The following is an 11,805-nucleotide window of genomic DNA, read 5'->3' as shown; positions in this document are numbered from 1 at the left end:
GTTTTTTGTTTTTTGGTAAGAAATGGCACTGGAAACGATGGAAAACAACAAGCTGAAGCGCGGGCTCAGTACCCGGCACATTCGCTTCATGGCGCTAGGATCAGCAATTGGAACCGGGCTGTTTTATGGTTCCGCTGACGCAATCAAGATGGCCGGGCCGAGCGTGCTGCTGGCCTATATTATCGGTGGCGTGGCGGCGTATATCATCATGCGCGCGCTGGGCGAAATGTCGGTGCACAACCCGGCAGCCAGTTCCTTCTCGCGCTATGCGCAGGAAAACCTCGGCCCGCTGGCAGGCTATATCACCGGCTGGACATACTGCTTTGAAATCCTGATTGTCGCTATCGCCGACGTGACCGCGTTCGGCATCTACATGGGTGTCTGGTTCCCCGATGTGCCGCACTGGATTTGGGTGTTGAGCGTGGTGATGATTATTTGCGCCATTAACCTGATGAGCGTGAAGGTCTTTGGTGAGCTGGAGTTCTGGTTCTCCTTCTTCAAAGTCGCCACCATTATCATCATGATCGCCGCCGGTTTCGGCATTATCATCTGGGGGATTGGCAACGGCGGGCAACCGACGGGCATACATAACCTCTGGAGCAACGGTGGCTTCTTTAGCAACGGCTGGCTCGGCATGGTGATGTCGCTGCAAATGGTGATGTTTGCCTACGGCGGTATCGAAATCATTGGTATCACCGCGGGTGAAGCGAAGGATCCGGAAAAATCCATTCCACGCGCTATCAACTCGGTACCGATGCGAATTCTGGTGTTCTACGTGGGCACGTTATTTGTGATTATGTCCATCTACCCGTGGAACCAGGTAGGCACCAACGGTAGCCCGTTCGTGCTGACTTTCCAGCATATGGGCATCACCTTTGCCGCCAGCATCCTGAACTTTGTGGTGCTGACCGCATCGCTTTCCGCGATTAACAGTGATGTGTTTGGTGTGGGGCGTATGCTGCACGGTATGGCTGAACAGGGTAGCGCACCGAAAGTATTTGCTAAAACCTCACGACGCGGCATTCCATGGGTCACCGTCATGGTGATGACCGTTGCCTTGTTGTTCGCGGTGTATCTGAACTACATCATGCCGGAAAACGTCTTCCTGGTTATCGCCTCGCTGGCGACCTTCGCCACCGTGTGGGTGTGGATTATGATCCTGCTCTCGCAGGTGGCCTTCCGTCGTCGTCTGTCGCCGGAAGAAGTGAAAGCACTGAAATTCAAAGTACCTGGCGGCGTTACCACCACCATCGTTGGCCTGATTTTCCTGGTCTTTATCATCGGCCTGATCGGTTATCACCCGGATACGCGCATTTCCCTGTACGTGGGGTTTGCATGGATTGTGCTACTGCTGATTGGCTGGATGTTTAAATCGCGTCGTAGCCGTCGCTAATATGCGCAATTTGTCAGTCTGATAAGCGAAGCGCTATCAGGTAAAACCAGAAAGCCCGGTTAGCTTCAGTCGCCGGGCTTTTTTACGCCCCTAATCTCCACCCCTCAAAAACGACGAAAAGAGGAGTAGGGCGGAAAGGGCTTGTGGCAAGGTGAGCGCATTGTTAACTGAGGGGAATTAAACGATGTTGAACGCCTGGCATCTGCCTGTCGCACCCTTTATAAAGTCGCACGACGATCGCTTGTCGATGACCTTGTGGTTGCGCGGAAACGACCTGCCGCAGCGCATTACGATGCGTGCGGAAATCGACAATGAAGAGTGCGTCCTGCCGATGAAACGCCTGAGCAAATCACCTGTTCCGGGTGTGACGGCCTGGCGTGGTGAGATACCGCTTGATAGCGGGCAACCGCGCCGCCGCTATGCTTTTAAATTATTATGGCAAGATCGTCAGCTTTGGTTTGCGCCAAAAGGGTTTAGCCGCATTCCGCCCGCAAAGCTTGAGCTATTTGCGGTTGATGTGCCTGACAGCGGCCCGCAATGGGTGGCCGATCAAATTTTCTACCAAATCTTTCCTGACCGTTTTGCCCGTAGCGACACGCGTACGGCCGAGCAGGACAAGGTCTATTACCATCATGCCGCCGGACACGACATCATTCTGCGTGACTGGGATGCGCCGCTTACGGCGGATGCGGGCGGCTCTACGTTCTATGGCGGTGATCTCAACGGTATCAGCGAAAAGCTGCCGTACCTGAAGAAACTTGGCGTGACGGGGCTGTACCTGAACCCGGTTTTCACCGCGCCAAGCGTGCATAAATATGATACCCAGGATTATCGTGAAGTGGATCCGCAGTTTGGTGGTAACGAGGCGCTGCTGCGCCTGCGCGAAAATACCCAACGCGAAGGTATGCGTCTGATTCTTGACGGCGTGTTTAATCACAGCGGCGATACACATGCCTGGTTTGATCGGCAGAATAACGCAAGCAGCGGTGCATGCCATAACGCGTCGTCGCCGTGGCGCGACTGGTACAGCTTCTCGCCAGAAGGCCGTGCGCTGGACTGGTTAGGTTATCCGAGCCTGCCGAAGCTCGATTATCAGTCCGAATCGCTGGTCAACGAAATCTACCGCGGAGAAGAGAGTATTGTACGCCACTGGCTGAAAGCGCCGTGGAACATGGACGGCTGGCGGCTGGATGTGGTGCACATGCTCGGTGAAGGCGGCGGTGCGTATAACAATTTGAAACACGTGGCCGGAATGACTCAGGCGGCGAAAGAAACGCACCCAGAAGCGTATGTTTTCGGGGAACATTTTGGTGATGCGCGTCAGTGGTTACAAGCCGATACGGAAGATGCGGCGATGAACTACCGCGGCTTTACGCTGCCGATTTGGGCGTTTCTGGCCAATACCGATCTCTCTTACGATCCGCAAAACATTGATGCGCAAACCTGCATGGCGTGGATGGAAGAGTATCGTGCGGGGCTGTCGCATCAGCAGCAGTTGCGGATGTTTAATCAGCTTGATAGCCACGATACTGCACGCTTCAAAACGCTATTGGGCAAAGATGTCGACCGCTTAGGGCTGGGCGTGGTGTGGTTGTTCAGCTGGCCTGGCGTACCGTGTATCTATTACGGCGATGAAGTCGGCGTGGACGGTGCGAACGACCCGATGTGTCGTAAGCCGTTCCCGTGGGATAAAAGCCAGCAGGACGGCGAGCTGCTCGCGCTGTATCAGCGGATGGCGAAGCTGCGTAAAAAGAGTGAAGCCTTGCGGCGCGGTGGCTGCCAGGTACTGTACGCCGAAGATAACGTGGTGGTCTTTGTCCGTGTTCTGAAACGGGAACGCGTGCTGATTGCCATTAATCGCGGCGAGGCGTGTGAAGTAGTGCTGGAAGATACGCCGCTGCTGAGTTTTAACACGCTCATGCAGCGGGAAGGCAACGGCGAAAATCAGGATGGCGTCCTGACGCTGCCTGCACGATCGGCCACGGTCTGGTCCGGCGAGTAAATCAGGGGTAAAGCGGGGCGGTCAGATTATGGTTAATCACCGCCTCGCGCCACCAAAGCTGTGCGAGCCCTTCATGACCGTTGCGCCAGGCGATATAGGCCACATCTTTTTGCCGACACGAGACTACCGATTTTTCTACCAGCTCGCCGGATGCTATCCAGGGGTGAGCAATATGGCGCGGCAGGAATCCGCAGCCTAATCCGGCGCGCAGCAGCGTGACTTTAGAGTGAAAATCGTCTACCCGGATCTGTGCCTGCTCATCAATCAAATTGGAGCTGATTGGACGGCAGTGTTGGGCGCTGTCGCTGATAACCACAGCACGGAACTTAATCATTCTTTCTGTGCTAATGGGCTCCGCTTCGCCTGCCAGAGGATGCGACGGAGCAATGACGAACGCGTTATCCAGCATGCCGAGCATCTGCCACGACCACGCCGCGGAGGTGGGGGGATCGTTGATCGCTCCCAGAATAATATCTGCACCATTATGGGTTAATTCTTCCCACGATCCTGCCAGCGTGTGGTGACTGAAGTTCAAACGAGTTTGCTTGTTTTGTGCGTAAAAATCTTCAATAAGCGGTAGCAATGCGGAAAACGGGAACGAGTCATCAAGGGCGATGGACAGCTCTTTTTCCCAACCAGAATTCACCTGTATTGCCTGTTTTTCCAGATCTTTCGCGGCATTGAGCAATAATCGCCCTTTTTCCAGCATCATTCGACCGGTATCAGTAAATTTGGCCCGATGTCCGGAACGATCAAGCAATGTGATATTCAGATCACTTTCCAGTTTTTGCACCATATAGCTCAGTGCGGCGGGCGTTTTGTAAAGCGACTCGGCTGCAGCGGCGAAACTCCCGTGTCGGTCAATCGCGTCAAGAATAAGTAAAACGTCCAGATTTATTCGCATAATATTAAAGATACCCGGAAAAAAATCTCATTAGTTGTAACAAAGGTATGTCGAGTAATTCCACTGATTAATTTTCGATAATCAATAGGTTAAATGAAAAATAAAGGTAACTCATTCATTTCATAACATAATATTTATCATCATCGTATCGTAAATTTTCTTTAATAACTCGTTAAAAATTTCCCGCTATACTCATCCTGAAAACTCATTCAGTATCCACATGTCATTTAGTCCTAAAATTTCTACTTAACTCATTGCTTAAGAAGGTGTTTTTATGTCTATTCGGGAACTGATCGATCCATCTAACTCCACTCTCATTTTTATCGACCATCAACCGCAAATGTCCTTCGGTGTAGCGAATATCGATCGTCAGACGTTGAAAAATAACACCGTAGCACTGGCCAAAGCCGGGAAAATCTTTAACGTTCCAACCATCTATACCTCGGTTGAAACCAAAAGCTTCAGTGGCTATATCTGGCCAGAATTGCTGGCTGTTCACCCGGAAATTAAACCGATTGAACGCACCTCCATGAACTCCTGGGAAGATGAAGCTTTCGTGAAGGCGGTAAAAGCCACCGGACGTAAAAAGCTGATTATTTCTGCCCTGTGGACTGAGGTTTGTCTGACCTTCCCGGCATTAATGGCGCTGGAAGAAGGTTTTGAAGTTTATGTGGTGACTGACACCTCTGGTGGTACTTCAGTTGATGCGCACGAACGCTCCATCGATCGTATGGTTCAGGCGGGCGCTGTGCCGGTTACCTGGCAACAGGTGCTGCTGGAGTACCAGCGTGACTGGTCACGTAAAGAAACTTACGACGCGGTGATGGATCTGGTTCGTGAGCACAGCGGCGCCTATGGTATGGGCGTGGATTATGCTTATACCCTGGTTCACGGCGCGCCGGAACGTAAAGCGTAATGACGGCGACGGGGGGCGATTCGCTCCCCGTAAAATGCGACAGCAAGGAAAACCGTCATGACGCAAAAACATGTAACGCTGGTAATTACGCATGCGCTACGCCCGGAAGATGCGGACCAGTATGAAGCCTGGCTCGGCAAAATCATGCCCGTTGCCGCAGAGTATCCCGGCCATCTTGGGGCCAACGTGATTCGCCCGGCAGATGGGCAGGGTGCCTGGAATATCATCATTCGCTTCGATACCCTGGAGCACCTCTACGCCTGGACGCAGTCCGAAACGCGCAAACAACTGGTGGATGAAATCACCCCGTTGCTCGCCGAAGGTGACCACACGGAAGTTCGTACCGAAGCGGCGTTCTGGTTTACGCCACCGTCACCGCACGTGCGTCAGCCAAAACAGTGGAAACAATTTCTCATCACGCTGCTGGTGATTTTTCCCAGCACCAATCTGGTGCCGTGGATAACCGGCGCGCTGTTCCCCGCCCTGCAGGGCTCCTTGCTGCTTCATTTCATTAACGATGCCTGTGTGGTTGCGCTGGTTGTCTGGCTCTGGATGCCCATCGTGACCCGACTATTCGCCGGATGGCTTAAGAAAGCCTGATCCGGTTTGAGGAGAGTGACATGTCACAAAAAGCCACACTGATCCTGAATCAGGGTCGAATTCACACGCTTGATCGTCAGCATCCGCTGGTGGAAGCGGTGGCGATTGCCAACGGTAAAATTCTGGCTACAGGCAGCAACGATCAGATGATGTCTTACGCGGGCGAGGGCACGCAGATTGTTGATCTGAAAGGGCATACGGTGATCCCTGGCCTGAACGATTCCCACCTCCACCTGATCCGTGGCGGTTTGAATTACAACCTGGAATTGCGTTGGGAAGGCGTACCTTCGCTGGCCGACGCGCTGAGAATGCTTAAAGATCAAGCCGATCGCACGCCATCGCCGCAGTGGGTGCGCGTGGTGGGGGGCTGGAGCGAATTCCAGTTTGCCGAACGCCGCATGCCGACCATTGAAGAGCTGAACGAAGCTGCGCCGGATACGCCCGTTTTTGTGCTGCATCTTTACGATCGCGCGCTGCTCAACCGCGCGGCGCTGAAAGCTGTCGGTTACACCAAAGAGACGCCAAATCCGGCAGGGGGGGAAATCGTTCGTGATAACAATGGCAACCCGACCGGGATGCTGATTGCCAAACCGAATGCGATGATCCTCTACTCGACGCTGGCGAAAGGGCCGAAACTGCCGCTGGAGATGCAGGTGAACTCCACCCGTCAGTTTATGCGCGAACTGAACCGCCTTGGGCTGACCAGCGCTATTGACGCCGGCGGCGGTTTCCAGAATTACCCGGAAGATTACGAAATTATCGAACAACTGCATGCAAAAGAGCAGATGACGATTCGTATCGCCTATAACCTGTTTACCCAGCGGCCAAAACAGGAACTGGAAGATTTCGAACGCTGGACGGATATGCTCAAACCGGGCCAGGGCACCGATTTCTATCGTGCCAACGGTGCGGGCGAGATGCTGGTCTTCTCGGCGGCGGACTTCGAAGATTTCCTCCAGCCACGCCCGGATCTGCCGGAAGGGATGGAAGATGAGCTGGAGCGCGTGGTGCGCCATCTGGTCGAACACCGCTGGCCGTTCCGTCTGCACGCTACGTATGACGAATCGATCAGCCGCATGCTGGATGTGTTCGAAAAAGTGAACCGCGATATTCCGTTTAACGGTCTGCACTGGTTCTTTGACCACGCAGAAACCATCACTGAACGTAATATCGAACGTGTTAAAGCGTTGGGCGGCGGGATTGCGGTACAGCACCGTATGGCGTTCCAGGGGGAATACTTCATCGATCGCTATGGTAAAGATGCGGTGAAACATACGCCGCCGGTGGCCAAAATGCTGGCTGCTGATGTGCCCGTCGGGCTGGGTACGGATGCTACCCGTGTAGCGAGCTATAATCCGTGGACGGCGCTTTACTGGCTGGTTTCTGGCCGTACGGTTGGCGGTATGGCGATGTATGACGATGAAAACCGTCTGCCGCGCGATGTGGCGCTGGAACTGTGGACTGCAGGCAGCGCCTGGTTCTCCAGCGAGCAGGGCAAAAAAGGGCGTATCGAGAAAGATCAGCTTGCCGACCTGGTGGTGTTGTCGAAAGACTACTTCAGCGTGCCGGAAGAAGAGATTAAAGGCATTGAATCGGTGATGACCATCGTGGATGGCAAGGTGGTTTATGCCGCCGGTCACTTCACGCCGCTTGCACCACCTGCGATTCCGGTGGTGCCTGACTGGTCGCCGGTGGTGAACGTGCCGGGCCATTATCGCTCAGCACCGCCAGTTGCCGGGAAAATGGGCGCAATTGTCCAGATGCACCAGTGCTGTGGTAGCTGTGGCGTACACGGCCATCAGCATGATATTGCACGTAAATCATCGATTCCTGTCTCCGATGAACAGGCATTCTGGGGCGTGCTGGGCTGTTCCTGCTTCGCGTTCTGATACTCTGACTCACCGGATGGGGCTCCCCATCCGGTTTTTGTTGTTCTCTTCTTAAAATCCTTTCTCTTTGCAAAGATTAATGGCGTAAATGCAACACTTTGTGTCAATCTGCGTTTATTCGTGCTGGCTAAAGGTGGAAACATGGACGAGCTGGTAATCCTTGGCTGTATCGTACTTTTCTTCGCGCTGGTGGTGGTGCCCATCCTGGCGATTGTCGCCATTAATCGTACTTCCGCCATGCGCTACGAGATTTCGCTGCTTCGTCGTCGGCTTGAGGCACTGGAGCAACGCGGTGTCGCTGATGCGCCAGAGCCAAAACCTGTCGCGGTGGTTGAACCGGTGATTCCCGTCGCCCCTTCCCAACCTGCGGCAGTCAATCCCTGGCAGCCCACTGAAAAAGAAGAACCGGTATCGCTGCCCGTGCGTGAGACGTCGTCGGCATTTGGCGGTGTCTTCACCTCGCTGCTCCGCTGGTTTATGCAGGGTAACCCACTGGCTAAGCTGGGTATTCTGCTGCTGTTCCTTGGGCTCTCTTTCCTGTTGCGCTATACGGTTGAGCACGCGCTGTTCCCGCTGGAGCTGCGTCTTGTGGCGACGGCGCTTTTCGCGGTGGTGCTGTTGGCTATCGGCTGGCGATTGCGCCATAAGCAGCGTGTCTATGCATTGATCCTGCAAGGTGGCGCGACGGGCGTGCTTTATCTCACCGTTTTTGGTGCGTTTCGCCTGTGGCAAATGCTGCCGATGACGCTGGCCTTTACGCTGCTGGTGTTGATTTGCGCGGCAAGTGTTGGTCTGGCGGTGCTGCAAAATGCCCTGAGCCTGGCAATGCTGGCGAGCCTTGGCGGCTACCTGGCACCGGTGCTCCTCTCTACGGGAAGCGGTAACTACGTTGCGCTGTTCTCATTCTACCTGCTTCTGTCTATTGGCATTCTGGCGATTAGCGCGCGGCAACACTGGCGCGAACTGAATCTGTTAGGGCTGCTTTTCACCTTTGGGGTGGGTGGCTTGTGGGGCATGAATGATTATCGCCCTGAATATTGGCTTAACTGTCAGCTATTTCTCATCGCCAATATCCTGATTTTCGGCATCCTGAGCGTGCTGTTCTCCTGGCGATCGCAGGAGAAGGGCAAACGTGTGGTTGACGGCGTGCTGCTCTTCGCGCCACCGCTGATTGGCTTTGGTATGCAGTACGTCATGACGCAGCACATGACTTATGGCCCGGCGATCAGCGCGCTGGGCTACGGTGCGTTTTATCTGGCGCTGGCGTGGCTGGTGCTGCGACGATTCCCGTCTGCGGAACGTACGCTGGTGCTGGCCGCCCTTGCGCTGGGCGGTGCATTCACCACGCTCGCCATTCCGCTGGCGCTTTCCGCGCGCTGGACGGCGATGGCCTGGGCGCTGGAAGGCGTGGGTATACTGTGGCTGGGGATGCAACAGCAGCAGCGGCGCATGAGTTTCAGCGGCACTGCGCTATTAATACTGGCGCTGGGCAGCGGCATCTGGGCGCTGGCGGACGAGACAACGCCGCTCTCCATCATGATGATTTTCGCCGTGCTCAGCCTTTGCTGGCTCGCCGCCGCCTGGCTGTGGCGTGAAGAAATACGGCGTCTGAGTCTGGCGCTGTTAATCGGCGGCGTCGCATTTTGGGTGATTGCCCTCGCGGGGGCGGCGCAGCTCATTACTAACCAGGACGCAACCTCAGGATTTGTCCTGCTCGCGTTGATATCCCTCTCTGCCTGGGTCTGGCGTTTTATGCGCCAGCGTCTGGCATGGGGAGAACTCGGCTTTGCGCAGTGGCTGCTCTGGCCTGCCATGCTGCTAATGCTGTCCGAGCAAATTCATCAGCAGCAGATTTTCGCCGCAGGCTGGCATAATCTGGCGTGGATGATTGCGCTGCCGTCTGCGTTCACGCTGCTTTATCGTGATGACGGCGCAGTGCCAGCACGTCTTTCGCAGGGTCTGCATCTCGCCTTGTTATGGATGTTGATGCTGGCGTTTGGCGTAGAGCTATTGTGGTTTGTGCAGTCACTGCCGTGGGGCATGCAGGGGTGGCAGAGCGGTCTGCTGATGGCTGCGGGCGGCATAACTATTTTGCTGGTATATGCCGCGCTTCGTCGGGACTGGTGGCCTTTCTGCCGCTGGCCGGAACTTTACAGCGGCGTGGCGATTGCCCCGGTGGCGGCCCTGCTGCTCGGTTTGCTGGTCGTGACCAACTTACAAAGCGGCGTGGTCTACCGACAGCTCTATCTGCCATTGATGAATCCTCTGGAAGAAGGTGCGGCTTTTGCGCTGCTTGGGCTTTACGTTGCAGAGCGCTATGTCCGGTGCCATCTGCCCTCGGCGTGGCGCGCATCCGGTGCGTTGCTGCTCGCCGGGCTGGCTTTCTGGTGGCTGAATGGCATGCTGATGCGCGCGCTGGCGTGGTATGGCGATATTGCGTGGGACTTCAGTGCGCTCTGGCATTCACGCCTTGTCCAGACCACCTTTGCGCTGTTCTGGATGTTTATCGCGCTGGTTATCATGATTCGGGCAACGCGCAGCGTATCGCGGAAAATGTGGTTATCTGGCGCTGTGCTATTAGGTGTGGTGATTATCAAACTGATGCTGGTCGACAGCGCAGGCGGCGGTGGTCTGGCGCGTGCGGTGGCGTTTATTGGTGTGGCGATACTGGTACTTATCGTCGGCTATTTCTCGCCGTTGCCACCCAAAGCAGGAGAGCAAAAATGAAACGGATAAAAGCGATTGTTTGCAGCGTGCTTCTGATGGGCAGCTTGTCGGCTATAGCGGCGGAATCCCCGCGAGACTACGCCACGGGAATGACGCTGGAAATATCTTCGTCATCCCCGTGGTATCGCGTGGCGTTACCGCGAGAGGTCTATCAGCACAGTGCCTGGCCCGATCTGCGGGACGTTCGGGTATTTAATCAGCAGGGGGAGCGTGTTCCCTTTACGTTAATGACGAAGCCAACGCCACCTGCCGTAGCGGATTCGGTCGCCCTGCGCCTGTTTCCTTTAGCGGCCTCGCCGCTCGCCTCGACGGATGCCAGCGCGCCGCAGACGATCCGCCTGAAGGCCGCCAATGGCGTGGAAATTAATCTTCAGGGCGATGAGGCAAAATCGGTTGGCCAGAGCTATTTACTGACTTTACCGGATAGCCGGGAAGCCTCGCTGCGTCTGACGCAGTTGCGGCTGGATTGGGCGGCGTCGAGCGCAAACTGGCAGGGTAAAGCTTCGGTTTACGCCAGCCGGGATCTTAGCCACTGGCAGCGCGTTCAGGAAAATGCGCCGTTGATGGATCTTTCCCGTGATGGCGATCGATTAAAGATGAACACCGTGGCCGCCGAACTGACATTGTCGCCTGATGGTCGGCGCTACTTGCTGCTGGTTCTCGACCCACAAACACCTGTGCCGGCGTTAAAAAGCGTAATGGCCGTGGCGCAACCACAAGAGCCGCTTACTGAGCGTATTCAGCTGCCAGCGGCGGCCGTTAAAAACACATCAACTGAAGCCATCTGGCGATGGGATCGGCCACAACCGCTGAGCACACTTTCCATCATGCTGATGAATGAAGGTGTGTTACCGGTTGATATCACCTGGCGAAGCGATGAGAAAAGCGAGTGGCGGCCACTGGCGAAAAGCGTGCTGTTTAACGTTAACGATCAAACACAGGAGGCGTTCCCGCTCTCTGGAAACGTTGTTGAGGCCATTCGTATCACCACGGTGGATGCCCATCTGCCGCAGACGCTGCCGAGGGTGACCGGGGAGCGTGAGGCAAAAGTGCTGGTTTTTAACGCGCAGGGCAAAGGCCCCTATATGCTGGCCTGGGGAAATAAGGCGGCGGAAAACGCGGCGTTGAGTCTGAACCAGCTCATTCCTGAATCGCTCCCGGCGAGCAAAAATGTCGAGACGCTGCCCTGGGCGCAGCCGCTGGAGGCTGTAAAACTGGGCGGTGAGGCGCGGTTGCAGGCGGTGAGCGCCGGTGAACAACAGAAATTGTGGGTCGCCATCGCGGTGTGGGCGGTGCTTATTGTGGGCGTGGGGGCATTACTGATGGTGGCGTGGCGAATCTGGCGAGAAGCCCGGCGCTAAAGACAAAAAAGGC

8 protein-coding genes are annotated in these 11,805 nt (G+C 55.3%); 7 read left to right on the top strand and 1 reads right to left on the bottom strand.

All coding sequences use genetic code 11. The annotated features are described in order from the left end of the window. The first annotated feature begins 37 nt into the window (after positions 1 to 37). Together proY and malZ are read left to right on the top strand one after the other, a co-directional pair. On the top strand, positions 38 to 1,393 hold the full coding sequence (gene proY / locus DBY68_RS07275) for a proline-specific permease ProY (RefSeq protein WP_108474797.1): 1,356 nt from the start codon (positions 38 to 40) through the stop codon (positions 1,391 to 1,393). Positions 1,394 to 1,577: 184 nt separating this feature from the next. Then, entirely contained in the window at positions 1,578 to 3,395 is a 1,818-nt protein-coding gene (gene malZ, locus DBY68_RS07270; RefSeq protein ID WP_108474798.1) for a maltodextrin glucosidase, read from the top strand. Between the two features lies 1 nt (position 3,396). Here the strand turns inward: malZ and DBY68_RS07265 are convergent, their stop codons facing one another. Then, the gene (locus tag DBY68_RS07265; protein WP_108474799.1) at positions 3,397 to 4,299 is read right to left on the bottom strand and encodes a LysR family transcriptional regulator; all 903 of its coding nucleotides are present in this window, start codon (positions 4,297 to 4,299) and stop codon (positions 3,397 to 3,399) included. 274 nt (positions 4,300 to 4,573) lie between these two features. On the opposite strand from DBY68_RS07265, the gene DBY68_RS07260 reads away from it, so the two are divergent. From DBY68_RS07260 to DBY68_RS07240, 5 genes are all read left to right on the top strand, one after another. Beyond that, complete coding sequence (locus DBY68_RS07260) at positions 4,574 to 5,215, top strand: hydrolase (protein ID WP_015965623.1); 642 nt, start codon at positions 4,574 to 4,576, stop codon at positions 5,213 to 5,215. A gap of 57 nt (positions 5,216 to 5,272) precedes the next feature. Then, positions 5,273 to 5,815 carry an antibiotic biosynthesis monooxygenase gene (locus tag DBY68_RS07255; RefSeq protein ID WP_108474800.1) on the top strand — a complete coding sequence of 181 codons (543 nt, stop codon included), beginning with the start codon at positions 5,273 to 5,275 and terminating at the stop codon, positions 5,813 to 5,815. A 20-nt stretch (positions 5,816 to 5,835) separates the two neighbouring features. Continuing rightward, complete coding sequence (locus DBY68_RS07250; RefSeq protein ID WP_108474801.1) at positions 5,836 to 7,704, top strand: amidohydrolase; 1,869 nt, start codon at positions 5,836 to 5,838, stop codon at positions 7,702 to 7,704. A gap of 141 nt (positions 7,705 to 7,845) precedes the next feature. Then, positions 7,846 to 10,431: a DUF2339 domain-containing protein gene (locus DBY68_RS07245; protein ID WP_108474802.1), complete on the top strand. Its 2,586-nt coding sequence runs from the start codon at positions 7,846 to 7,848 to the stop codon at positions 10,429 to 10,431. Beyond that, positions 10,428 to 11,792, top strand: coding sequence for a DUF3999 domain-containing protein (locus tag DBY68_RS07240; protein ID WP_108474803.1), 1,365 nt, complete (start codon positions 10,428 to 10,430; stop codon positions 11,790 to 11,792). Before DBY68_RS07245 ends, DBY68_RS07240 begins: the two co-directional genes overlap by 4 nt. The last annotated feature ends 13 nt before the right edge of the window (positions 11,793 to 11,805 follow it).

This window comes from Pseudocitrobacter sp. RIT415, assembly GCF_003057695.2.
Classification (GTDB): Bacteria; Pseudomonadota; Gammaproteobacteria; order Enterobacterales; family Enterobacteriaceae; genus Pseudocitrobacter; species Pseudocitrobacter faecalis.
This window is presented reverse-complemented; position numbering and strand designations above follow the sequence as displayed.

Excerpts from the sequence above, each read along its gene's own strand:
- DBY68_RS07245 (WP_108474802.1), top strand. The coding sequence starts at position 7,846 with ATGGACGAGCTGGTAATCCTTGGCTGTATCGTACTTTTCTTCGCGCTG.
- DBY68_RS07240 (WP_108474803.1), top strand. The coding sequence starts at position 10,428 with ATGAAACGGATAAAAGCGATTGTTTGCAGCGTGCTTCTGATGGGCAGC.
- malZ (WP_108474798.1), top strand. The coding sequence starts at position 1,578 with ATGTTGAACGCCTGGCATCTGCCTGTCGCACCCTTTATAAAGTCGCAC.
- DBY68_RS07265 (WP_108474799.1), bottom strand. The coding sequence starts at position 4,299 with ATGCGAATAAATCTGGACGTTTTACTTATTCTTGACGCGATTGACCGA.
- DBY68_RS07255 (WP_108474800.1), top strand. The coding sequence starts at position 5,273 with ATGACGCAAAAACATGTAACGCTGGTAATTACGCATGCGCTACGCCCG.
- DBY68_RS07260 (WP_015965623.1), top strand. The coding sequence starts at position 4,574 with ATGTCTATTCGGGAACTGATCGATCCATCTAACTCCACTCTCATTTTT.
- proY (WP_108474797.1), top strand. The coding sequence starts at position 38 with ATGGAAAACAACAAGCTGAAGCGCGGGCTCAGTACCCGGCACATTCGC.
- DBY68_RS07250 (WP_108474801.1), top strand. The coding sequence starts at position 5,836 with ATGTCACAAAAAGCCACACTGATCCTGAATCAGGGTCGAATTCACACG.